This window comes from Hymenobacter oligotrophus (assembly GCF_003574965.1).
GTDB lineage: Bacteria > Bacteroidota > Bacteroidia > Cytophagales > Hymenobacteraceae > Solirubrum > Solirubrum oligotrophum.
Genome location: NZ_CP032317.1, coordinates 3,991,555 through 4,015,065, shown reverse-complemented (window position 1 = coordinate 4,015,065; position 23,511 = coordinate 3,991,555). Strand labels below are relative to the sequence as shown.

16 protein-coding genes are annotated in these 23,511 nt (G+C 60.0%); 8 read left to right on the top strand and 8 right to left on the bottom strand.

Going from position 1 to position 23,511, the window contains the following annotated elements:
* Positions 1-23: 23 nt before the first annotated feature.
* The 4 genes from D3Y59_RS17275 to D3Y59_RS17260 all read left to right on the top strand — a co-directional run bounded on the left by D3Y59_RS17275 (position 24) and on the right by D3Y59_RS17260 (position 6,951).
* On the top strand, positions 24-476 hold the full coding sequence (locus D3Y59_RS17275) for a YDG/SRA domain-containing protein (RefSeq protein ID WP_119446173.1): 453 nt from the start codon (positions 24-26) through the stop codon (positions 474-476).
* Between the two features lie 250 nt (positions 477-726).
* Positions 727-1,371, top strand: coding sequence for an O-methyltransferase (locus D3Y59_RS17270; RefSeq protein WP_119446172.1), 645 nt, complete (start codon positions 727-729; stop codon positions 1,369-1,371).
* A gap of 117 nt (positions 1,372-1,488) precedes the next feature.
* Positions 1,489-4,467, top strand: coding sequence for a TonB-dependent receptor (locus D3Y59_RS17265; protein WP_119446171.1), 2,979 nt, complete (start codon positions 1,489-1,491; stop codon positions 4,465-4,467).
* A 177-nt stretch (positions 4,468-4,644) separates the two neighbouring features.
* A complete protein-coding gene (locus tag D3Y59_RS17260) occupies positions 4,645-6,951 on the top strand; it encodes a LysM peptidoglycan-binding domain-containing protein (RefSeq protein ID WP_119446170.1) in 2,307 nt (768 codons plus the stop codon).
* 103 nt (positions 6,952-7,054) lie between these two features.
* Here the strand turns inward: D3Y59_RS17260 and D3Y59_RS17255 are convergent, their stop codons facing one another.
* Positions 7,055-8,128, bottom strand: a complete 1,074-nt coding sequence (locus D3Y59_RS17255; RefSeq protein WP_119446169.1) for a fatty acid desaturase family protein — start codon at positions 8,126-8,128, stop codon at positions 7,055-7,057.
* Between the two features lie 404 nt (positions 8,129-8,532).
* Here D3Y59_RS17255 and dnaE point away from each other — a divergent pair, with 404 nt between their 5' ends.
* Positions 8,533-12,249 (top strand): DNA polymerase III subunit alpha, encoded by a 3,717-nt coding sequence (gene dnaE, locus D3Y59_RS17250; RefSeq protein WP_119446168.1) that lies wholly within the window; start codon positions 8,533-8,535, stop codon positions 12,247-12,249.
* A 288-nt stretch (positions 12,250-12,537) separates the two neighbouring features.
* Entirely contained in the window at positions 12,538-12,867 is a 330-nt protein-coding gene (gene trxA, locus D3Y59_RS17245) for a thioredoxin (protein WP_059072360.1), read from the top strand.
* Positions 12,868-12,924: 57 nt separating this feature from the next.
* On the opposite strand, the gene D3Y59_RS17240 is transcribed toward trxA, so the two are convergent.
* The 4 genes from D3Y59_RS17240 to D3Y59_RS17225 all read right to left on the bottom strand — a co-directional run bounded on the left by D3Y59_RS17240 (position 12,925) and on the right by D3Y59_RS17225 (position 19,226).
* Positions 12,925-13,863: an energy transducer TonB gene (locus D3Y59_RS17240; RefSeq protein WP_119446167.1), complete on the bottom strand. Its 939-nt coding sequence runs from the start codon at positions 13,861-13,863 to the stop codon at positions 12,925-12,927.
* Positions 13,864-14,732: 869 nt separating this feature from the next.
* Positions 14,733-15,197, bottom strand: a complete 465-nt coding sequence (locus D3Y59_RS17235; RefSeq protein ID WP_119446536.1) for an Lrp/AsnC ligand binding domain-containing protein — start codon at positions 15,195-15,197, stop codon at positions 14,733-14,735.
* A gap of 624 nt (positions 15,198-15,821) precedes the next feature.
* Positions 15,822-16,976, bottom strand: coding sequence for an isoaspartyl peptidase/L-asparaginase family protein (locus tag D3Y59_RS17230; protein WP_119446166.1), 1,155 nt, complete (start codon positions 16,974-16,976; stop codon positions 15,822-15,824).
* A 33-nt stretch (positions 16,977-17,009) separates the two neighbouring features.
* Positions 17,010-19,226: a protein-disulfide reductase DsbD family protein gene (locus D3Y59_RS17225; protein WP_119446165.1), complete on the bottom strand. Its 2,217-nt coding sequence runs from the start codon at positions 19,224-19,226 to the stop codon at positions 17,010-17,012.
* A gap of 178 nt (positions 19,227-19,404) precedes the next feature.
* On the opposite strand from D3Y59_RS17225, the gene D3Y59_RS17220 reads away from it, so the two are divergent.
* Complete coding sequence (locus D3Y59_RS17220) at positions 19,405-20,736, top strand: hemolysin family protein (protein ID WP_317127414.1); 1,332 nt, start codon at positions 19,405-19,407, stop codon at positions 20,734-20,736.
* 80 nt (positions 20,737-20,816) lie between these two features.
* On the opposite strand, the gene D3Y59_RS18480 is transcribed toward D3Y59_RS17220, so the two are convergent.
* A complete protein-coding gene (locus D3Y59_RS18480; RefSeq protein ID WP_205590852.1) occupies positions 20,817-21,254 on the bottom strand; it encodes a hypothetical protein in 438 nt (145 codons plus the stop codon).
* Positions 21,255-21,363: 109 nt separating this feature from the next.
* A complete protein-coding gene (locus tag D3Y59_RS17210) occupies positions 21,364-21,900 on the bottom strand; it encodes a gamma carbonic anhydrase family protein (RefSeq protein WP_119446164.1) in 537 nt (178 codons plus the stop codon).
* 137 nt (positions 21,901-22,037) lie between these two features.
* Between D3Y59_RS17210 and D3Y59_RS18405 the strand changes: the two genes are divergently transcribed.
* Positions 22,038-22,526 carry a hypothetical protein gene (locus tag D3Y59_RS18405; protein WP_162910870.1) on the top strand — a complete coding sequence of 163 codons (489 nt, stop codon included), beginning with the start codon at positions 22,038-22,040 and terminating at the stop codon, positions 22,524-22,526.
* On the opposite strand, the gene D3Y59_RS17205 is transcribed toward D3Y59_RS18405, so the two are convergent.
* A complete protein-coding gene (locus tag D3Y59_RS17205; protein ID WP_119446163.1) occupies positions 22,477-23,460 on the bottom strand; it encodes a radical SAM protein in 984 nt (327 codons plus the stop codon). The two genes, D3Y59_RS18405 and D3Y59_RS17205, sit on opposite strands and share 50 nt — an antisense overlap.
* Between the last annotated feature and the right edge of the window lie 51 nt (positions 23,461-23,511).

The following is a 23,511-nucleotide window of genomic DNA, read 5'->3' as shown; positions in this document are numbered from 1 at the left end:
CGTCTTCGCGCCACACTTGCATTATGGCGCAGCCGCAGTTCGGTCATGTGGGTTCGTATTTGCCCGGCGACACGTTTCGCTCCCGGCTCGAGCTGCGCTTGTCGGGCATGCACCGGCCGGTGCGGGCGGGCATTGCCGGCTCGCAGCACACCGGCGCCGAGAGCATCGTGATGTCGCAGGTGTACGAGGACGACGTGTTCACCGAAGACGAAATCATCTACACCGGCCAGGGCGGCCGCGACCCAAAATCGGGGCACCAAGTGTCAGATCAAGTGCTGAACGACCGTAACCTAGCCTTGGTGAAGAGCACCGAAACCGGCCTGCCCGTGCGCGTTTTTCGGAAAGTGCTTGATGAGCTTAGCAACGAGCTGGTGTTTCGCTACGAGGGATTATACCGCGTCGTCGGCCATGCTTTCGAAACCGGCAAATCGGGCAAAGGCGTGTGGCAGTTTCGGCTGGTGCCGTTTCAAGCTTGATAATTACTATGGCCAAAAAGCTTAGGCTAGGGCTAGAATTAGGAGCTAGTTCCCCTCCTCAGATGAGGAGGGGTTAGGGGTGGTTGACGGATCGTTGAACGGTTACTAGATCTAGCTTCTGGTTCTAGTTTTTCAACCACCCCTAGCCCCTCCTCATCTGAGGAGGGGAACTAGCTCTAACCCCTCAACCCCAAGGTTAGCTCTTTAGCTCTAGCAAAAACCACCGCGTAGCTTCGCGCAAACTCTGCCCATGTACCACGCCGACGAACTTCAGCAATACGCCGACGACCACACCTCGCCCGAGCCGCCGCTGCTTGGCCGCTTGGTGCGCGAAACGCATTTGCAAACCCTGATGCCGCGCATGTTGTCGGGGCACTACCAGGGTCGGCTGCTGAGCATGCTAAGCCAAATGGTACAACCGAGGCGCGTGCTGGAACTGGGCACGTTTACGGGCTACTCGGCCCTATGCCTAGCCGAAGGCTTGGCACCCGACGGCGAGCTGCACACCGTGGAGCAAAACCCCGAGCTACGCAGCCGCGTGGAGCGCTACGTGGAGCAAGCGGGCCTAGGTGGCCGCGTGCACCTGTACATCGGCGACGCCGAGCAGGTAATTCCGACGTTGGCCGAAACCTGGGATATGGTGTTCATCGACGCCGACAAAATTCGCAACCGCGTGTACTACGAGCTGGTGCTGCCGCAAGTGCGTATGGGCGGGTTTATTCTCATCGACAACGTGCTGTGGAGCGGCAAGGCCTTGCCCTCTTACCCGCTCAAGCCAGCCGATAAAGACGCCCACGCCGTGCGCGACTTCAACGACTTTGTGCAGCAGGATGAGCGCGTCGAGAATGTGTTTTTGCCCATCCGCGACGGATTATTTTTGGTGCGCAAACGGTAGCACTTCAGCCAATTAGCTGCAACTACCTAATGGCGGCGCTTTGCGTATACGCCCCGACGATTAAACGCTTGCGGCTTTGGGCTGTCTAAGGCGCTCGTCAGGCTACGCTACGCTGTCATGAAACACGCCTCCCTAGGGATACTCTTGCCATTTGTTGTTGCTGCCGCGCAAGCCCAGGCCCAAACCTACCCGGTGAGCGGCCGCGTGCTCGATAGCAAAGATCAAGCCCCGCTGATAGGCGCCAACGTGCTGCTTACCCGCCTACAGGCCGATTCGGTGCGGGTGGGCGCGGCCGTAAACCCCGATGGCAGCTTCACCATTCCGGGCGCCGAAGCGGGCACTTACCGCCTTACAGTTTCCTTCTTGGGTTATCAAACGCTCAAGCGGGCAGTTACGGTAAGCGGCGCGCCGCTGAACCTTGGCACGCTTGCGTTGCAGGCTTCGGGGGTTACGCTGCGCGGCGTGGAGGTAACGGGCCGCGCCCCGGTCGCCGTGCAAAAAGGCGATACGGCGCAGTTCGATAGCCGCGCTTTCAAGACGAACCCCGACGCTAACGCGCAAGACCTGATTACCAAAATGCCCGGCGTAACTGTGGGCACCGATGGCAAGGTGCAGGCCCAGGGCGAGCAAGTGCAGCGTATTTTGGTGGATGGCAAGGAGTTTTTCGGCAACGACCCCGACGCGGTGTTGCGCAACATTCCGGCCGAGGTTATCGACAAAATTCAGGTGTACGACCGCGCCTCCGACCAGTCGCAGTTCACCGGTTTCGACGACGGCAACCAACAGAAAACCATCAACATTGTTACGCGTCCGCAATTCCGCAACGGGCAGTTTGGCCGCGTAATGGCCGGCGCCGGCCAAGGCACCGACGGCGACACGCGCTACCGCGCCAGCGGCAACATCAACTCGTTTAAGGGCAAGCAGCGCATTTCGGTTATTGCCCAGAGCAACAACGTAAACGAGCAGAACTTCGGCACCGAGGACTTGCTTGGTGTGGTGGGCAACTCGCGCCAGGGCGGTGGCGGTGGCGGGCGCCCCGGCGGGGGTGGCGGCGGACGCCCCGGGGGCGGCGGCCCGGGCGGCGGCAACTTCCAAGGCGGGCAAGGCGGCGGCAACAACGCCAGCAACTTCTTGGTAAACCAAAGCGGCGGCATTTCGCGCACCCATGCCCTAGGTCTGAACTACTCCGACAGCTGGGGCAAGAAGACCGACGTGCAAGGCAGCTACTTTTTCAACCTAAGCGACAATACGCTCAACAGCACCACGGCCCGCGCCTTCAACGTGGATTTGCTGCGCTACAACGAGAACTCGCTTACCACCAGCCGCAACATAAATAACCGCGCCAGCCTGCGCATCGAGCACAAGTTCGACTCGCTGAACTCGCTGTTGTGGCAGCCGCGCCTTTCGGTGCAGCGCAACACCAGCAACAACACGCTCGATGGGCGCATTTACCGGGAAGCGTTTGCCGATGTGCCCGACAGCACCCAAAGCACCAACAGCAGCGACTACCGCTCGGCCAACACGGGCATTACGCTGGGCAACCAACTGCTGTACCGCCACCGCTTTCTGAAGCGCGGCCGCACCTTCTCCCTAGGTCTGAACACCACCTACAACGACCGCAGCGGCAGCAACTACCTGTTCTCAGAAAACCTCGACTTCACGAGCACGCCGGAGTCGCGGCGGCTTACCGACCAGTACGCCCGCCTCGACCAGCTAGGCTGGAACTGGAATGCCTCGGCCATTTACACCGAGCCCATCAGCCTCAAAAGCCAACTGCAGCTGAACTACACCGTCGGCTACACGCCCAACGACTCGGACCGCAAGACGTACAACTTCGACCCAAGCACCGGCCGCTACACCGCCCTGAACACGCCGCTGAGCAACGTGTTTGAGAGCAGCTACACCACCAACGCCGCCGGCCTGAGCTACCGCTACAACGACCAGCAGCTGCAATGGATGGTGGGCGCCTCGGTGCAGCAAGCCGTGCTGCGCAACGAGCAGGAGTTTCCGCAGGCTGCCCGCACGCGGCGCACTTTCCTGAACGTGCTGCCCAATGCCATGCTGCGCTACAACTTTTCGCGGCAGCAAAACCTGCGCCTCAACTACCGCATGCGCACGCAGGAGCCCAGCATCGGCCAGTTGCAGGAGGTGGTAAACAACGCCAACCCGCTGCAGATTACCACCGGCAACCCTTTGCTGCAGCAGGAGTTTACGCACAACCTGTTTGTGCGCTACTCGGCCGCCAAGCCCGAAAAGTCGACGTCGTTTTTTGCGCTGATTGGCGGCTCGCACACCGATAACTTTATTACCAACAGCACGCGCATTGTGGAGCGGCCCACGGCCATTGGCGGCGTGATTGTGCCGGCCGGCGGCCAGATTACGCGCCCCGTAAACCTGAACCAGCAGTACACGCTGCGCTCGTTTGCCAACTACACCCTGCCGCTGGCGTTCATCAAATCGAACCTAAACCTGAACGCGGGCGCCAGCTACAGCCAAACGCCGGGCCTCGTAAACGAGCGGCTGAACTACAACCGCGCGCCAGCCTTCACCTTCGGGGCAGTGCTAAGCAGCAACATCAGCCCCGAGCTCGACTTCACGGTGTCGTCGAACTCGGCCCAAACGTACGTGCGCAACACGCTGCAAACCCAGTCGAACAGCCAGTTTTTCCGCCAGAATACCACGCTGCGCTTCAGCTGGATTATCACCAAGGGCGTTACGCTGCAGTCCGATGTAAACCACATTGCCTACTCGGGCCTGGCGGCGGGCTTCAACCAGAATTTTGTGCTCTGGAATGCCAGCCTGGGTAAAAAGATACTGCCGAAGCAGCAGGGCGAGATTCGTTTGTACGCCTTCGACCTGCTGGGCCAGAACAACAGCATTCAGCGCAACATTACGCCGGCCTACACGGAGGACGTGCGCACCAACATCTTGCAGCGCTACGTGATGCTGATGTTTACCTACAACATCCGCAACTTCGGTGGGGCGGGCGCCCCGGCCAACGATCAGCCCAATAATCCTGGCGGCCCCGGTGGCTTTGGCCCCGGCGGCCGGCCAGGCGGTTTCCCGGGTGGCCCGCCTCCCGGCGGCGGTTTCTAGATCGGGTATAGCACGAGTGCAGCGCCTTTCCTGCAATAAAAGCCTTAGGTGCTCGCATATAAAAACAACATTGGCAGGCGTTAGTAGGCCGCGCCGACGCATTTTTTCGCCTACTTTGTAAGCTGAGGAACCGGCGAATAAGCCGTGCGGCGTTGGTTCCGTCTGCTCCGCCTGCTTATGAAAAGACTGCTGCTTTTGTTGCTTTGCTTGCTGCCGTTGCTGGTGGCGGCCCAGAGCGTACCCGTACCCGCCGAAATTCAGTTTGCCGGCTTGCGCCTGCGCCTTACCGATGGGGGGCGGGCGGCCGTGCAGCAAAAAGTAGATGCCCTGCGGCGGCACCCTTCGTCGTTTCAGGCGCGGGTAGCCCTGGCCGATGCTGCTTTCCCGATCATCGACCGAGTGCTGCAGGAAGAAGGCGTACCCCTCGATTTTCGCTACCTCTGCTTGCAGGAAAGCGGCTTGCAGGGCGATGCGCAGAGCATTCACGATGCGGTGGGCTACTGGCAGTTTAAGCGCGAAGCTGCATCGGACTTTGGCCTACTCGTGAACGACCAGGTTGACGAACGCAAGCACCTGGTAGCCGCAACCCACGGCGCGGCCAAGTACCTGCTCCGCTCGCAGCAGATGTACCGCAACTGGTTGAACACCCTGCTCAGCTACAACCTAGGGCCCGGCGGCGTGAAACCTTACACCCTGCCCACCGACGCGACGGCCACGGAAATGGAAGTGTCGGAGAAGACGCACCCGTACATCCTCACCTTTCTGGCCCACAAGCTGGCCTACGAGCCCGCCGTGGGGACCAACCCGCGTCCGGCCATGATGCTGCGCGAGTATCCCGCTATGGGAGGCCACTCGTTGGAAATGCTGGCGCAGGCCATCCAGACGCCGGCAGCCGAGTTGAGCAAGCACAACCGTTGGCTGCTAGCCGCCGCGGTGCCCACCGATAAGTCGTACACGGCGCTGGTGCCCGTAACCGACTCGCTGCAATTGCTGGCTATGGCCGTGCAGCAGCGGCAGGCCGCCTCCAAGCTGGTAACCAAGCCCGAAGTTGACCCCACCAACGCCGCCTTTGTTACCGTGAACGGCCTGCGCGCCGTGGTGGCGCTGCCCGGCGAGAGCAAAGAAGACCTGGCCCAACGCACCGGCATAAAACTGCGCAAGCTGCTGCAATACAACGACCTTAAGCCTTTCGATCAGATAGTAATTGGCCAGCCCTACTTTGTGCAGAAAAAGCGCGACAAGGCGGCCGTGGAGTACCACGTGGCGCAACAAGGCGAAAGCGTGGCCTCGGTGTCGCAGAAGTACGGAATGCGCAGCAAGGCCATTCGGAGCAAAAACCGCATGGCTGCCAACGAGCAGCTGCAAACCGGTCGCGTACTCTGGATGCAGCACACCCGCCCCCGCGAGGTGGCCGTGGAGTACGTGAAAGATACCAACGGGGCCGTAGCGGCAGCTTTGGAGCGGCCGGTAGGCAGCCCCACTCCTGCCGAACCCGTTCCTGCGCCGGCTACTGCGCCCAAACCTGCTCCGAGCAAACCAGCCACAATCAACCCTGCCCCGGCTACTACGGCCAGCAAACCCGCTCCCGCGCAACCGGTGCAAGACGAGCCGGCGGTAGCCGATGCCACGGTGGGTACCGGCGAAGCTGCTGCTGATTCGAACCTCGAAAACATCAACGATGTGGCTGCCCCCGATTCGGCAGCGGCACCGGCGCCCAGCCAGCAACCCGCGTACGCTAGCACCACTGCCGGCAGCAACAAAGGACTTCCGGCCTCTGCGCCCGTGGCCGATGAGCCCGCCGCCGACGCAGCTGAGGAAGAACCCGTGGCTGTGGTGGCGGCCCCCGCAACGCCAGCCAGCCGCCCCGCGCCAAGTACGCCGCCCGCCAGCAAACCGGCACCAGCTCCCGCACCGGCAGCAGCACCCACTGCAGCCAAGCCAACAGCACCTACCTCGGTACCTGCAGCTTCAGCCGATAAGCCCGCCCCGGCCCCCGCTGCGCAAGCGGCTCCGGCCCCGGTTGCTACCACCGTAGAGCCGGTGCCGAGTTCGGGCTTGCACACGGTTCAGCCCAAGGAGAACGTGTACTCCATTGCTCGCCGCTTTGGCATTCGGCCAGCTGATATTATTGCCTGGAACAACCTGCCCCCCAGCCCCGCGCTGCTGATTGGGCAGGTTATCCGGGTAGCGCCGCCGGCGCCGAGTGCTACGGCCTCGGCTGCTCCGGCCCCCAGCGCGGCCCCGGCCAAGCCGGCTGCTACCCCGGCACCGGCCACTAAACCGGCCACACCTGCTGCATCGGCCCCTGCTGCAAGCCCAACCGCTGCCTCGGGCGCAATCAAGCACACGGTAGCGCCCGGCGAGTCGATGTATGGCATTTCGCGCAAGTACGGCGTTACCATCAAGGACATCATGGAGTGGAACGGCAAACCCGATTTCAACGTGCGCCCCGGCGAAGTACTGGTCATTAAGCCTGTTAAATAAGCTCTTGCTTCCCAAAAACGAAGCGGGCTGCCCTAGGGCAGCCCGTTTCGTTTTTGGGCCTTCAACTGTTGTACCCGGTAGTATTTATTACACCGCGTTGGCGCTAGGCAGCCGCGGCTGCAGCAACCGCCTGTCCGGGTGCAATTCGCCGGGTTCGGGTTTTCAGCAATTCAATTACTTCGGCATCGGAGGCATACCGGTCGCCTAGGTTCACGAAGTGCTTGGCCATAAGATCGTAGCGCTTGAGCATAAGCCAGGCAAACAGGTGCAGGTAATGAATGCCGTCGAACACAATGGCGTCGTGGGCGGCGTACTCGTGCACGGTGCGGGTAAATTCGGCGGGGTGAGCCGTCCAGTGCAAGGCGGGCTTTAAGTGGTGGCTGGCGTGGTAGCCATCGTTCCAGCACTTGTGGTTGTATTTCGTGTTGATGCAGGTGATGCTGTTGCGGTACTCGTCGTTGGGTGCTGCCGGATCGACAAAGGCATGCTGCGTCCAGTTGCCAAGCATCATTACCACGCGCGAAATCAGGAACGGCAGAATGAACACTGTGAATGTAGCCGGCCAGTTCACAAAGCTCAGGCCCACGCACAGAGCGAAGAAAAACACCTCGCCCCGAATGGAGCGAAACAGAAACTTGCGCCGCCCGGTTCTGACAAAGTAGCTCGACATCTGGTACAAGCCCACCAACACGAACGTACCTAGGTACAGCAAAAAGCTTCGTACCGAGTCGCGTTGGTAGCGCATCGTCGAGCTGGTATCTTCCGGCATGTTGTTTTCGGCGTGGTGCATGCCCATGTGGTGGGTAAAATAGGTTTCGGGAGTTTGCCCGAAAAACAACCCGATGCCCCACGGCAGGTAGTGGTTGAGGAAGGCGTACTTTTTCTTGAACAGGATGCGGTGGCAAGTGCAGTGCAGCATCAGCCCAAAAGGCCCTTTGTAGGTAACATTGTTGAGAAAATGATAGGCTATGGCAGCCGCCCACCACACCGGGCCGGGCAGCCCGGGCCAGTACAGCAGCCCCGCCAACGGCACCAGCGTAAGGGTAATGTTGAGCACCAGCCGCGCAAAGGGCAAGTCGCGCTTATCCTGAATAAAGCGCAGCAGCCATCGGTCAATGGCCGAATACTGGCTGGGTTCTTGGTAAACCGGATCGGTAAGCGCAGATAAGGACTTCATAACAGAACTTGGCTTAAGTAGCTACCGATTATACTACTTGGTTTGCAGCGCCTTGCTGCTACCTGTTACGCTTCCGGTATTACAAACGCGGGTTGCCGATAGGTGTTGTGCCGCTCTTGGCCGCATTGGCGCGCACCGCTCGCAACAGCCCGACATCAAGGTAAGCCTTTGCACCGGAACACGGCCCTTGGCCAACTTGCACGGGTTTCCTAGGTGGTGGCGAATGCCGGTGCCTGCGGCACCAGCGGGGCCCTAGGTAAGCCACGCTGCCAAGGGCTCGAAACGCGGCAGTTTTTTGTTGTTGATACACAAAAACATCCGTTCCCCCAATTTCTCTTTCCCCTACCCCAGCGGTAACTTTACCTGATGCAGCACCCCAACCCTGTGCCGCATTGCCCCCGCTTATGCCTACGTTTTCGCACCTCCACTGCCACACCCAATACTCCCTGCTCGACGGCCAGGCCAGCATTTCGGCGCTGATGAAAAAGGCCCAGAAGGACGGCATGCCCGCGGTGGCCCTCACCGACCACGGCAACATGTTTGGGGCGTTCAACTTTGTGGCCGAGGCCAACAAGTACAACGTGAAGCCCATTGTGGGCTGCGAGTTTTACTTGGTGGAAGACCGGCACAAAAAGCAGTTTAGCCGCGAAAAGGGCGAGCGGGACAACCGCTTCCACCAGCTGCTGCTGGCCAAAGACCAAGCCGGCTACCAGAACCTGGCCAAGCTCTGCTCCATGAGCTTTATCGAGGGTGTGTACAGCAAGTACCCGCGCATCGACAAGGAGTTGCTGCTGCAGTACAGCGAAGGGCTGATTGCTACCTCCTGCTGCATCGGCGCCGAAATTCCGCAGGCCTTGCTGTGGAAATCGGAGGAAGAGGCCGAGAAGCTGCTGCAGTGGTGGCTCGATGTATTCGGTGAGGACTACTACATCGAGATTCAGCGCCACGGCATTCAGAACATCGACAACACGGGCAAAAGCCAAGAAGACCTGAACCAGACGCTGCTGAAGTGGGCGAAGAAGTACAACGTGAAGGTGATTTGCACCAACGACTCGCATTACGTCGACCAGCAGGACTTTGCCCCGCACGATTTGCTGTTGTGCGTGAATACCGGCGAGGAGCACAGCATCCCGGTCGGTGATTTTCAGACCAGGTATTTCCGGCTGATTTCGGGCGAAAACCAGGTACTCTACGACCACCTCGACAACCTGCGCCCCTTGGCCGGCCGCGACGACCAAGTGCGCCGCCAGCTGATGCGCATCGACGAGGAAATGCAGATGCCCAAGCCCCGCTCGCGCTTCGGTTTCCCCAACGACCAGTTCTACTTCAAGACGCAGGAGGAAATGGCGGCGCTGTTTCACGACGTGCCCGAAAGCCTGGACAACACGAACGAAATCGTCGACAAAATCACGCCGCCCAAGCTGGCGCGCGACATTCTGTTGCCCAATTTCCCGCTGCCGGCTGGCTTTGCCAACGCCGACGAATTCCTGCGCGAGCTGACGTACGTGGGCGCTTTCGGACCGAGTGCGGGCAAGGGCATCGTGACGATGACCAAGCCGCCGCGCTACTCGGAGCGCACGCCCGAAATCGAGGAACGGCTGGAGTACGAGCTGCGCATTATCCAGACGATGGGCTTTGCCGGCTACTTCCTGATCGTGCAGGACTTCATCAACAAAGGACGCGACATGGGCGTGGCCGTGGGCCCGGGCCGTGGCTCGGCCGCTGGTTCGGCGGTGGCCTACTGCGTCGGCATCACCAACATCGACCCCATCAAGTACTCGCTGCTGTTCGAGCGTTTCCTGAACCCCGAGCGCGTGTCGATGCCCGATATCGATATCGACTTTGACGACGTGAACCGCCAGCGCGTGATTGACTACGTGGTGGATAAGTACGGCAAAACGCAGGTGGCCCAAATCATCACCTTCGGTACCATGGCCGCCAAGTCGAGCATCAAGGACGTGGCCCGTGCCATGGAGCTGCCTTTGCCCGCCACCAACGAGCTGGCCAAGATGGTGCCCGAAAAACCCGGCACCACGTTGGCCGGGGCGTTTGCCGAAAACCAGGAGCTGGACATGATCCGCCGCGACGACGCGCCGGACAACCTGCGCGGGCAAATTTTGCGCCTGGCCGAAAAGCTGGAGGGCTCGGTGCGCAACACCGGCATCCACGCGGCCGGCGTCATCATTGCCCCCGACGACATCACGAAGTACATCCCGGTTTCGACCTCCAAGGACTCGGACCTGCTGGTGACGCAGTTCGACGGCAAGGTGATTGAGTCGGCGGGGATGCTGAAGATGGACTTCCTGGGTCTGAAGACGCTCACGATTATCGTGGACGCGCTTACCCTGATCAAGAAGAACCACGGCGTCGACATCAACATCGACGACATTCCGCTCGACGACCCGAAAACCTACGAGCTGTACCAGCGCGGCGACACCATCGGCACGTTCCAGTTCGAATCGGAGGGCATGCGCATGTACCTCAAGGACCTCAAGCCCACCAACATTGAGGACCTGATTGCCATGAACGCGCTGTACCGCCCCGGCCCGATGCAGTTCATCCCGAACTTCATCAACCGCAAGCACGGCCGCGAACCCATTGAATACCCGCACGAGCTGCTGGAGCCCATCCTGAACTACTCCCAGGGCATTATGGTGTACCAGGAGCAGATCATGCAAACGGCCCAGATTTTGGCCGGCTACTCCCTAGGTGGCGCCGACTTGCTGCGCCGGGCCATGGGTAAGAAGGACATGAAAAAGATGGCGCAGGAGCGGGAGAAATTCTGCAAAGGCGCCCTCGAGCTGCACGGCATCAAAGAAAAGAAGGCCAACGAGGTGTTCGACGTGATGGAGAAGTTTGCGGCCTACGGCTTCAACCGCTCCCACTCGGCCGCCTACTCGGTGGTGGCTTACCAAACGGGTTATCTCAAGGCCAACTACCCGGCCGAGTACATGGCCGCCGTGCTGACGAACAACATGTCGGACATCAAGAAGGTGACCTTCTTTATCGAGGAGGCGCGCCGGCAGGGCGTGCAGGTACTCGGCCCCGACGTGAACGAATCGGTACTGAAGTTTAACGTAAACGAAAAGGGCCAGATTCGTTTTGGCATGGCGGCCGTAAAGGGCGCCGGCGAAGCCGCCATCGAGAACATTGTGGCCGAACGGGAGAAAAAAGGCCCGTACTCCGATATCTTCGACTTTGCGAAGCGCGTGAACCTGCGCGCCGTGAACAAGAAAACGTTCGAAAGCCTGGCCTTGGCCGGTGCCTTCGATTCGTTTGAGCGCTACCACCGCCGCCAGTTTGTGGAGGCGCCGTCCGGCGACCAGCACCTCATCGACAAGGCCGTGCGCCTAGGTCAGCAGCACCAGGCCGACCAGGACTCGGCCCAGCAGAGCTTGTTTGGGGGCGGCGCGTTCGGGGCAGTGGCCATGCCGCTGCCCAAGGTGCCCGACATGGAGCCCTGGCCCGCTACCGAGCAGTTGCGCCGCGAAAAGGAAGTGGTGGGTTTCTACCTATCGGGCCACCCGCTCGACGACTTCAAGCTGGAAATTGATTCGTACTGCACCTGCGGGCTCGATAAAATCGAGAACTACAAGAACCGCGACATCACGGTGGCCGGGCTGATTTCGAACGTGATGTTTAAGACGACCAAGACGGGCCAACCGTTTGTGTCGTTCAACGTGGAAGACTACGACTCCAGCATCAACCTGGCTTTGTTCCGCGACGATTACACCCGCTTTTCGGCCATCATCAACCCGCGCAACTACGACAAGGAGCAGGTGCCGCCCATGTACATCCGGGGCAAGTACGCGCAACGTTTCCGCGACTCCGATCAGTTCGAGTTCAAGATTCTGACCATGGAGCCCCTGTTCAACGTGGCCGAAAAGCTGGCCAACGGCGTGCGCGTGCAACTCGATCTGCGCACCATTACGGAGCCGTTCATGGACCGCTTTATGGCCGCCGTGGAGGAATGCGCCGGCTCGAAGAAGCTCGAAATCAAGTTTGCTGAACCGCACGAGCACCTCACGGTGGATACGTACTCGCGCCGCTACCGCATTGACCCGAAGTCGTTTATCTTCAAGATGCGCGAAATGGAAATTGAGACTTGCCAGCTGATTTAAACCGGAACCTCAAACTCAATCACTAGCTAACATCGCTACAAGTGGCCCGGAACAAGCTGTGTATTGGCGCAGAAAGCAATTGCTGTTTAACGGCAGTATACAGGTAGCCTAGGCTTGGCCAGGAATAACGTTCTTTTGGTTTGCTCCGGTCAACCTTCTGAGTCCAATCGAATACTCGAACTTTCCCGGAGCTTCTATGTTTGCCATCCAATCTGCTACCTTGCGCGCCCAACTCGCGTAAGCAGGTTAGTTAACCTAGGCACTCACTTTCTTAACCCGCATAAGACAATGGGACACAAAGCCATTGAAATCACCGACGCCAACTTCGACGAAATCATCAACTCCGATAAGCCTGTATTGGTAGACTTTTGGGCTGAATGGTGCGGCCCGTGCCGCATGGTAGGCCCGGTAGTTGAGGAATTGGCCGGTGAGTACGAAGGCCGCGCCGTAATTGGCAAAGTTGACGTAGACGCCAACCCGCAAACCTCGATGAAGTTCGGCATTCGCAGCATCCCTACGCTGCTGGTGTTCAAGAACGGCCAGGTAGTTGACAAGCAAGTAGGCGCCGTGCCGAAGCACGTGCTGGCCCAAAAGCTGGATGCGCAAGTAACCGCCTAAGGCGCCCCTGCCCAAGCAAAGCGGCCCCGCCACCTAGGTGGCGGGGCCGCTTTGCGTTTACTCCCAGTTGGCGCGCGCCTCCACGGGCGGCGTGGGCGGGGGCTTGGGCCCACCAAACAAGTTGAACTGCGGCGCGAAGTAAATGGGTACGGTGTAGGTAAAGCTGGTGGGCACGTTGTACTCGCGGCCGGGCCGGAACCTAGGCAGGCTTTCCACCACGCGCTTGGCTTCTAGGTCGGCTTCGGGCGAGAGGCCACGCAGCACGCGCACTTGGCCCACGCGGCCGTCTTCGCCCACGGTGTAGGTTACGTACACCTTGCCGGTAATTCCTTTGCGGCGGGCGTCTTTAGGGTACACGGTGTGCTGAATGAGGTATTCGACCAGGGCCTGCTCGCCGCCCGGAAACTCGGGTGCCTGCCGGCGCTGCACCAATCCGTCGTGGCGGGTTCCGTCTTCGTTGAATAGCTTCGCGCTGGCCTCCTGCCCTATTTGCTCTACCGCGGCTGGTTGGCCCGAGCTGTAGTAGTAGCGCCACTCACCGGTGGGCTGGTTTTGATGGTACATGCCCGTAGAGCGCCGTTGCCCGTTGCGGTGCACGCTAAGCCAGCGGCCGGTTCGCTCGCCATTGTAGTACTCGCCGCGCTCCTGCACTTTGCCGTCTTCGTACCAGGCCACGTACACGCCGTTGGGCTGGTCGTTCTGGAAATTAACCTGGCTGGCTTTGGCACCGCTCGGGTAATATGTCGTGAACAGGCCGCTGCGCTTGGGCGGCTCGAGGCTTTCCAGATAACCCCGTAGCAGCAAGGTGCCGTTCAGGGCATACTCGCGCATGGGGTACAAGCCGTTTTCGGGTTGTTGCTCCACCACGCGGTAGTGCGTGGCACTGTCGGGCACGGCTTCCTGGTTTTGCTCGTTCAGGTACACGGCCGGCAGGCTTTGAGCCTCGGCAACCGAGGCACCACCAACAAGCAGCAAGGCAGCGAGCAACGCTTTCATGGGCAGGGCAACAGTTCCGAAATATACGCCAGCGGCAACAAAGAAAAACGCAGCCACCTCGGTTATTTACAAAATATAACGTCGGCCGTGGCGCCACCCACGGCCGACGCCGGACGCTACCACGGAGGTAAACGCCCTCGCACACTGCTCAACTTCGTCTCCACCTGCACGAAGTTGAGGCTGTAGTGCAGTATTATCAGGAAAGGCACCAACTTGTGCCGCCCCAGTAGTCAAATCATTAGCCGGGCGTAGCAACAGCCGAGCAAGCGCGTTGGTTGCGGCTGGCAATCAAGTACTTTTTGGGCCGAACGCCTGGTAGTTGCCTGTTGCCAGCACCCAGTTGCTTCGGCCAGCACCTAGGCCGGTGCCCAAGTGCTGAGGGCCGTTGCACCGCCTCAGTACCGAGGCCATCGAAGCTGTTGAGGGCGCCCAGAGCCCCAGGTCTGCTAAACCAAGCTACTAAGCTGTGCAGCCCAGTGTTATTGCAATAATCCAACAACGGATTTCTATTACCCAACGGCATTTCATGTTTTTGCATAGCCTGTGGTTTCAGACCAGAATGCTCGAAGAAGCTCAGGCGCTGTAAAGGCGCCAAGCTATTTCTGTGAGCAAAATGGTAGTGTTCGGAAACCATGGGGGTTGCTAAGTAGGGCGAGGCCATCCGTTGCCAGCCCTTTGGAGGGACGGTGCCGATGAGCTACTGTTCAATTTTTTGTAATAATAATGCTATATATCATACCCCGGTAACTCTCATTGTATTTTTTACAGCTAATTTTTTTAGATGTACAAAACTCCCCCGCTGAGTGCAATAAAATGCAAGGCCGGCCCTAGGTTGCTACGCCTAGGGCCGGCCCGTATGCTTGAGTTGCCTACATTAGCTGAATGGGGCGGTTGAGCGTTTCCTCCAACGAAATCAGGGTTTCGGTCCGCTCAATGCCTTCGATCAGCTGAATTTTGTCGTGCAGTACATCGCGCAGGTGTTGCGTATCGCGGCATACCAGCCGGGCAAACACGCCGTAGGCGCCCGTGGTAAAGTGAATGCTGACCACCTCCGGAATATCGCGCAGTTGCTCGGCTACGCTGTTGTACACCGAGCTTTTAAGCAAGTAAATGCCCAAGAAGGCGTTTACGCCGTAGCCCAGCTTGGCATAATCGATTTTGAGGGTAGCGCCGCGCACAATACCTAGTTCCTCGAGGCGGCCCATTCGCACGTGCACTGTGCCGCCCGAAACATGTACCCGACGCGCTATTTCTGTATAGGGCATTTTGGCGTCTTCGAGCAGCAGCGCCAGTATCTTACGGTCGGTGTCGTCAAGTTCGTAATTACGAGACATCTTATCGGGTTTAACTTGCGAGATTTTCAAGAGAACGAACTAAATGTGAAGAAGTATGTAAATGTTCGTCATATATGCTGTTAATATTTTACCTATTACGCGCCGGCTTTACATTTGTGATAACAAAACGCAGCCGGCGTTGAGAACTTTGTAGTGCAGCGCACCCCTGTGGCCACGGCCAAGCAGGTGGCCAACCAAACTGCGCGGCCCAGCCGCAACGATGGCTTGCGAAGGCGCAACTCCTTCGGCTACAACCAAGTGAGGATTTGTGAAGAGGAAACTTGCGGGGCGTATCTGGGTGGGTACGTCCTGTTTTAGAGGCGGCATCTGGGTGGGTGCCGCCTTTTTTATGCCCATATGCCAGCCAACTGAGGCTTGGCGGCAGATTCGGGAATGGGTTAATCGGGGCAGCATGAACGACGCGCGGGCAAACGCGCTGGAGGCAGGTAAAGCGAGCTTTCGCGCTGCAAAAGTCCACATGTTTCCGGCTTTGCCAAACATTCGCCCGGCCGAGGCCCCACAATTAAGCGGTTCGCCGGTGGTACCTAGGGCCATACAAAAGCCGCCGCTCCGGCAAACTTGCGCAGGAACGGCGGCTTGTTGAGGTGGCATAAGGCAGGCGGCTTATTTGTAAATGAGCACCTCGCTCTGTCCGTTGGCCTTGATGTAGCCGCGGTACATGCCTTCGGAGTTGAAAGGCATGGTGATGTTACCCTGCCTATCGAGCCCGATCAGGCCGCCGTCGCCGCCAAGCTGGGCTACTTTATCGATGGTGGCCTGGGCAGCTTGCTGCAGCGGCTGCTTGCCGTATTCCATGCGGGCGGCAATGTCGCGGGCTACGGTGGCCCGGATAAAGTACTCGCCCCAGCCCGTGCATGAAATGGCGCACGATTGGTTGTCGGCGTAGGTACCGGCCCCGATGATGGGCGCATCGCCCACGCGGCCGTAGCGTTTGTTGGTCATGCCGCCGGTGCTGGTGGCGGCGGCCAGGTTGCCGTATTGGTCGAGCGCCACGGCGCCCACGGTGCCGTATTTGCGGCCTTCGGTGAAGATGGGCGGCTCGAGGTAGCCTTGCGGCTTACCGCCAGCCTTCTGCTTCACCTTTATCTTTTTCGACTCGGTAGCGGGTGCAGTGGCTGGCGCGGCCGCCTTAGTAGGCGTGTTCAGCTGATCGGGCACGGCGCCTTGCTCCTTAGCAATGGCTTTTTGCAGCTGGTTGTAGCGAGCTTCGGTATAGAAATAGCTCGGCTCCACGATCTGCAGGCCTTTTTCCTTGGCAAACTGCTCGGCGCCGGGGCCCACCATCATCACGTGCTCCGATTTTTCCATCACGGTGCGGGCGGCCGTTATAGGGTTGCGCACGGTGGTGATGCCCGCTACCGAACCCGCCCTCAGGGTTTTGCCATCCATGATGGAAGCATCAAGCTCGTTGCGGCCCTCGTGCGTGAAAACGGCGCCCTTACCTGCGTTAAACAGCGGCGAGTCTTCCATCACGCGCACGGTAGCCTCCACGGCATCGAGCGAGGTGCCGCCCTTTTGCAGCACTCCGTAGCCTACCTGCAACGCTTGGTTGAGCACCTCGCGGTAGGCTTTTTCCTGCTCGGGCGTCATGTTGGCGCGGGTGATGGTGCCGGCCCCGCCATGAATTACCAGGGTGATGCGGCCAGGATCGGCGGCAGAGTTGGCCGCGGCGGGCTTAGCGGCCGTCGTGGTTTGGGCCTGCGCGCCCCCGCCTAGGTGCAGCAGCGCCAAAGGCAGCAGGTAGAGGAGCTTTTTCATGGAGGACAATTAACGAAGGCTGCCGATACTTTACTAACGAGCGGCCACCGGCGAGGCTGCGCGGTGGCGTGCCAAGCCGGCGTCCAGAAACTCCACGAAGCGTGTCGCGTCCGATTCATAGGCTTTGGGCTCGACTAATTGCTGGCCATCGGGCGAAAGCAGCACGTAGTACGGCTGGGCATTGGCCCCGAAGCGGCTGATTTCGAAATCGAGGTTTTGCTCGCCGATTGACTTTTTCTGGCGGCCGTCGCGCGGCGAGGTAAACCACTCGGCCTGGGGCAATTCGGTTTTGTCGTCGACGTACAGCGCCACCACCACAAAGTCGTTGCGCAGGCGCTGCAGCACGCGCGGGTCGGCCCACACCGAGGCTTCCATCAGGCGACAATTGCCGCAGTTGTGGCCCGTAAAGTCGACAAACACCGGCTTGTTTTGCGCTTTGGCGCAAGCCAGGGCTTGTTTCAGATCGAAGTAGCCTTGCAGGTTGTGCGGCAGCTCCAGGAAATCGGCGTGGCGCGGGGTTTCGCAAAGCGTATTGGCGGCGGTGCTAACCGGCATTGCGGCAGCGGCGGAAGGTGTTGCCAGCGAAAAATCGTGGCGGCTGGGCGGCGGCACCAGCGCCGACAACGCCGGCAACGGCGCGCCAAATAAGCCGGGCAGCAGGTACAGCATGAACGTGAGCGACACGCCGGCCAGCAGCAGGCGCGGTACGCTCACGCGGGTGCTTTCGTCGTCGTGCGGCAGGCGGATGAATCCCAGCAGGTACAAGCCGAGCAGCAACGCCAGCACCGCCCAAATGGCAATAAATACGCCGCGCGGCAGCAAGCCCCAGTGGTACGAGAGGTCGGCTGAGCTCAGGAATTTAAAGGCCAAAGCCAGCTCCACGAAGCCCATCGTCACCTTTAGGGTGTTCAGCCAGCCTCCCGACCTAGGCATGCTCTTGAGCCACGACGGGAACAAGGCAAACAGCACGAACGGCAGGGCAAACGCCAGGGCAAAGCTCATCATGCCCAACGTGGGCCGCAGTAGCTCGCCGCCGGCCGAGGCTATGGCCACCGAACCCACGAACGGCACCGTGCACGAGAACGACACCAGCACCAGCGTGGCGGCCATAAAAAACAAGCCCGACCAACCGCCTTTGTCGGCCTGCCGATCAACGGAATTCACCAGCCCCGAGGGCGCCTGAATTTCGAACAGCCCTAGGAAGGAAAGCCCAAACAGCACAAAAATGGCAAACGAAATAACGTTGGGCAGCCAGTGCGAGCTGATAACGTTGGCCGCATCGGCGCCGAGCAGCACGCTCAGCAGCACGCCCGCGGTGGTGTAAATGGCAATAATTGAAAGGCCGTACACCAACGCTTTGGCAATGCCCTGCGCCCGCGAGCCGCTGCTGTTGGTGAAGTACGACACCGTCATGGGCAGCATGGGGTACACGCAGGGCATCAGCACGGCCAGCAAGCCGGCACCAAACGCCAGCAGCATGTACTCGAGCAGCCCTAGGGTAGCCTGGGGGCTGGCCGCAGGCGCACCAACGGCCGCCACTGCTGCTGCAGGCGCCGATGCCTTGGCTTCCGCAGAAACAGCCGCCGGAGCATCGGGGGCAGTGGCAGTAGCCGGCGCCGTAGCTAGGGCCGCCGAAGCAGTGTCGGGGGTTGCAGTTGGGGGCGTAGTGGCTACGCTTGCAGGAGCGGCGGTGCTAGGTACGGCAGTTGCGGTCGGGCTTTTGGTAGCCGGCGCGGCAGGTACGCTGGCCGGTGCGGCGGCGATACCGGTTACTTCAATCGGCCCGAAGGTGAGGGCGTTGTTTCCGGGAATGCAGCGGCCGTCGGTTTCGGTGCAGCTTTGGTACTCGGCGTCGGCTTTGATGCTAATGCTGCCGGGCTGCAGCAACCGGATGCGCTGCCGGATTTGGCCGGTGGTTTCGAAGTACGTTACGTCGCCTTTAAAAACGGTGTCGAATTTCTTTTTGGGCGACACCGATTTGGGTACCCCCACTACCTCGTAGGCCACCGACTTGGCCCACGTGAAGGTGAACACCGTGGGCCCTAGGTCGGGGTCGAAGTCGGTGGCGTAGAGGTGCCACGTGGGGTCGATGCGGGCGTTGACGATGAGCTCAATCTCGTCGCCTACTTTGGCCGTGGGCTTGCTCACGGCGGTGCTGAGCTTGGTTGGCTCGAGCACCTGGGCCGTGGTGGCGGTGCCCACAAGGAGCAGCAAAACCAAACGCAGCCAGGTTGTTATTCGCAAAAGCATAGGGAAGTCGGAATTTCCGAAGAAGAAACAAAGTTACGCTAAGCGTTGCATCCCGATGCGCGGGCACGTGGCCCGAACCGCTTAGGCGGATTCTCGTACTTTTGTTGCATACAGAGACCCGCCGCGGGTGCCGGTCGGCTCTGGCTTTATGGGCTTAAACATCCTTTGGACGCTTCTGTTGGTTCTCGCAAACGGCTTTTTTGTAGCCGCTGAGTTTGCCATCGTCAAAGTCCGCTTATCGCAGGTAGAGTTACGCGCGCAGGACGGCAACCGGTTTGCCAAACTTACGCTGCGGCTTGTTCAGAACCTTGACGCGTACTTATCGGCCACGCAGCTGGGCATTACGCTGGCTTCGCTGGCGCTGGGTTGGGTAGGCGAGGCCGTAATGGCCGAGCTTGTGCTGGCCGTGTTGCCCTACCTAGGGGTGGAGCAACTGCTGAAGCAGTTTAACCTAGCCCTTACCCCCGCGCTGGCCCACAGCATTGCCATTCCGATTGCCTTCAGCCTGATTACCGTGATGCACATTGTGCTCGGGGAATTGGTTCCGAAGTCGTTGGCCATTCAGCGCTCCGAGCAAGTGAGCCTGGCGGTATCGTGGCCGCTGTACATTTTTTACAAGCTGCTGAGCCCGGTTATCCGGCTCATGAACGCGCTGAGCAACGCCATTCTGCGTTTGTTTGGCGTACAGCCCGCCGGCGAGCACGAGGTGCACACCGCCGAGGAGCTGCGCCTGCTCATCGACCAAAGCAAGCAAAGCGGCGAAATCCAGGAGTCGCAGCACGAGCTGATCGAGAACGTGTTTCAGTTCAACGACCGCATGGTAAAGCAAATCATGGTGCCGCGCACCCGGATTTCGGCCATCGACGTGAGCTGCTCGCAGGAGGAAATCGTGGAAACGGCTTTCAACGAAGGCTACTCTCGCATTCCGGTGTACGAGGACAACATCGACAACATCGTGGGCATCCTGTACGTGAAGGACTTGTTTGCCCTGATTCGGCGCAACGAAGACATCAACCTAGCCAAGATTATGCGGCCGGCGTTCTTCGTGCCCGAAACCAAGAAAATCAACCGCTTGCTGCGCCAATTTCAGCGCAAGCACCTGCACATGGCCATCGTGTCGGATGAGTTCGGCGGCGTGTCGGGCATTGTCACCATCGAGGACATTATGGAGGAGCTGGTGGGCGAAATCCAGGACGAGTATGACAACGAAGTACCCGTGGTAGAGAAGGTATCGGAGCTGGAGTACCGCGTAAACGCTGCCACGGCCATCAGCGACGCCAACGAGTTTTTGCCGTTTGCGCTGCCCGAGGGCGACGATTACGAAACCGTGGGCGGCTTGGTGAACGTGATTTACGGCACCATTCCGGAAGTGGGCGACGTGGCCGTGTTCGAGAATTACGAATTCCGCATTCTTAACCGCTCGCGCCGTGCCGTGGAGCTGGTGCAGCTGCGCGTGCTGGAGCCCGCCGAACGCGAAGCCGCCGGCGAAATGCCCGATATGGAAGAGTAAGGCCCTAGGTACTTGGTAACGCAAAAAGGCCCGGCAGCTGTAGCTGCCGGGCCTTTTTGCGTTACCAAGTACCTAGGGCGCTAATTGGCCGAAGCGGCCGTGGCGGCCCGCACGGCAATGAGTATTCCCAGGGCCACGCCCGCCACAATCAGCCAGGTTTTGGAGCCGCCTTTTTTGCGGCGCGGGCGTTTCTTTTTGGTTGCTTCTTCTGGGTAGGCTGCGGCCACGCGGCTTTGCTCGTGCGCTGCTGCGGGTGCGGCGGCGGCTGGGGCGGCCAGCGCAGCGGCTGCTTGCTGGGCCGGAGCCCGCAGGGGCGCCGGGGCGGGGTTGCCTAGGTCGGTGCTCAAGGCAACGGCTTCGGCAGCGGCTGCTTCGCTGGCAACTGGCTGGGCCGCTGGCGCAACGGTTGTGGCAACTACCGGGCTTTCGGTGCGAAACGCAAAAGAAGCCCGGCCGCACGACGACAAAGAGGTGGTGGCCAGCAGCAACACGGCCACGTAAGAATAAATTTTCTTCATTAAACAGGCTTTAGGGATAGAGAAGTTGAATGCGCTGCCGGTAGCCAAATATCCACCGGGCAGTTCGCGGCAAACTTAGCGCTTTTGGTATTCTCCTAAGCCGGTTGTATTATTTCTTCTCCGCGCCTGTGTTCTGTTCAAACCAACCGGCATACATCACATAGTTGTCGGCGGTGCGGCTCATGTTATGGGTTTGCTCGGGCGTTACGGGCTTTATTTTTTTGGCCGGCACGCCGGCGTACAGGTAGCCCGGCTCGCAAATGGTGTTTTCAAGCACAATAGCCCCGGCCGCAATTATGCAGCCTCTGCTCACCACGGCGTTGTCCATCACGATAGCGCCCATGCCAATGAGCACGTCGTCTTCCACGGTGCAGCCGTGCACAATGGCGTTGTGGCCAATGCTCACGCGCGAGCCGATGATGGTGGCGGCGCGCTGATAGGTGCAGTGAATCACGGCTCCGTCCTGAATATTGGTTTGGTCGCCGATGCGGATGCTGTTCACGTCGCCGCGTACTACGGCGTTGAACCACACCGTGCAGTTGGCACCTAGGTGCACGTCGCCCACGATGGTGGCGTTGTCGGCCACAAAGCAATTGGGGCCAAGCTCGGGGTGTTTGCCTTGTACGGGCAGAATGGTAGCGGGCATAACGAAAGGGTTTGGGCGCGGGTGAGTAGCTTGCCACGCGGCCCGAAAGTAGAAACCCGGCGCAGCGTTTTCATTATTCGGCATGAATTCTCCGGTGGTATACCTCGAATCAGCGTTTCCTGCGGCATTGGTGGGCCTTGCTGCTGGTGCCGGCCGTAGTGGCGCTACTGCCCCTGGTGCTGCAAGTAACCGACCTGCGGCCCAACACGGCGTACCTCGCGTGGGTTGGCGGAGCCACGGCCCTGCTGATAGCTGCGCTGCTGCTCACGCTGCGCCTGGAAACTCGCCTCGATGCAACTGGCGTGCACTACCGCATGGCTCCGTTGCACCGCAGCTGGCGGCACCAGACCTGGAGCCAGATCAGCCGCGCTTACGTGCGGAGCTACGACCCGTTGGGCGAATATGGCGGTTGGGGCCTGAAAGGCTTTGGCAGCAACCGCGCCCTGAACATCGCCGGCTCCGACGGTTTCAGTTGGAGCTACTCAGCGGCGCCCGGCTGCTGCTGGGCACTCAGCGGCCTGCCGAGTTGCGGCAAGCCCTGGCCGCACTCAACGCCCCTGCGGCGGCCCCCACCACCTAGCGGGCGAGCATGCGCTTCCAGGTGCCCTTGTACCAGTTGTATTTGAGCGTACTGGGCAAGGCTTGCCAAAAGTATTTGCTGGTTTCGACGGCAAAACTCGGCTGCATGTAGCAGTTGATGGTGCAGCCCTCGCACTGCGGCAAGCGCCCCTCCAGCGCAGCCAGGGTTTGCACTTCTTCCGAACGGTACAGCTCGTGCAAGCGCCCTTCAATCGGGAAACTACGCGCCCCCAGGTGGTAACAGGGCAGCACCAGCTCGTTGGAAGGCGAAATAACCAGCGTGGTGCTGGCGGCGCGGCACACGGGCGCGGCCACGTGGTTGCCGCCGTCGCGCCGCAGCTCGATAAACGCCTCGTTGAGGTACACGCCGGGGCGCTTGCCAAACGCCGAAAGGTACTGCAGCTCTTCTTCCGTCAGCCGCTCGCCGGTTTCCACGGCGTTGTACTCGAAAGCCGGGTTGATGATGAGCACCAAGCCGTTGGGCCGAGTGATGTTGCGGTACACATCTTCGAGTTGCCCTAAGTTTTCGCGGAAAACCGTGAACAGCACATCGGGCCGCTCGCCCAGGCTTTTGGCCACCCGAATGCTTTCGAGCACAAAATCGAAACAAGCTACACCCCGACCGCGGTCGTGCTGCTCTTTCTCGCTGCTATCGAGTGAGAAATGCAGCATATCCACTTTGCCGCGCAGGCGCTCGGCGTATTTGGGGTAGAGCAGCCCGTTGGTGGTAACAGTGGTTACGAAACCTAGGTCGTGGGCCAGCTGCAGAAACTCGGGCAGCTGGCGGTGCAGCAGCGGCTCGCCGCCGGTAAAGTCAACTACCCGCACGCCCAACCGCTTCAGGTCGCGCAGGTTCTGTTCCACATCAGCTAGCTGAATGTAGGGCGAAGGCTTCTCCCAGATGTCGCAAAACGAGCACTTGGCGTTGCACCGGTAGGTAACGTAGTAGTTGCACAAAACCGGATGACGAACGAGGCGCATGGCGTAAAGATAGAGGAGCCGGCGTACACGGAGCGGACTGCGGGCCCTAGG

Excerpts from the sequence above, each read along its gene's own strand:
- D3Y59_RS17275 (WP_119446173.1), top strand. The coding sequence starts at position 24 with ATGGCGCAGCCGCAGTTCGGTCATGTGGGTTCGTATTTGCCCGGCGAC.
- D3Y59_RS17270 (WP_119446172.1), top strand. The coding sequence starts at position 727 with ATGTACCACGCCGACGAACTTCAGCAATACGCCGACGACCACACCTCG.
- D3Y59_RS17265 (WP_119446171.1), top strand. The coding sequence starts at position 1,489 with ATGAAACACGCCTCCCTAGGGATACTCTTGCCATTTGTTGTTGCTGCC.
- D3Y59_RS17260 (WP_119446170.1), top strand. The coding sequence starts at position 4,645 with ATGAAAAGACTGCTGCTTTTGTTGCTTTGCTTGCTGCCGTTGCTGGTG.
- D3Y59_RS17255 (WP_119446169.1), bottom strand. The coding sequence starts at position 8,128 with ATGAAGTCCTTATCTGCGCTTACCGATCCGGTTTACCAAGAACCCAGC.
- dnaE (WP_119446168.1), top strand. The coding sequence starts at position 8,533 with ATGCCTACGTTTTCGCACCTCCACTGCCACACCCAATACTCCCTGCTC.
- trxA (WP_059072360.1), top strand. The coding sequence starts at position 12,538 with ATGGGACACAAAGCCATTGAAATCACCGACGCCAACTTCGACGAAATC.
- D3Y59_RS17240 (WP_119446167.1), bottom strand. The coding sequence starts at position 13,863 with ATGAAAGCGTTGCTCGCTGCCTTGCTGCTTGTTGGTGGTGCCTCGGTT.
- D3Y59_RS17235 (WP_119446536.1), bottom strand. The coding sequence starts at position 15,197 with ATGTCTCGTAATTACGAACTTGACGACACCGACCGTAAGATACTGGCG.
- D3Y59_RS17230 (WP_119446166.1), bottom strand. The coding sequence starts at position 16,976 with ATGAAAAAGCTCCTCTACCTGCTGCCTTTGGCGCTGCTGCACCTAGGC.
- D3Y59_RS17225 (WP_119446165.1), bottom strand. The coding sequence starts at position 19,226 with ATGCTTTTGCGAATAACAACCTGGCTGCGTTTGGTTTTGCTGCTCCTT.
- D3Y59_RS18480 (WP_205590852.1), bottom strand. The coding sequence starts at position 21,254 with ATGAAGAAAATTTATTCTTACGTGGCCGTGTTGCTGCTGGCCACCACC.
- D3Y59_RS17210 (WP_119446164.1), bottom strand. The coding sequence starts at position 21,900 with ATGCCCGCTACCATTCTGCCCGTACAAGGCAAACACCCCGAGCTTGGC.
- D3Y59_RS17205 (WP_119446163.1), bottom strand. The coding sequence starts at position 23,460 with ATGCGCCTCGTTCGTCATCCGGTTTTGTGCAACTACTACGTTACCTAC.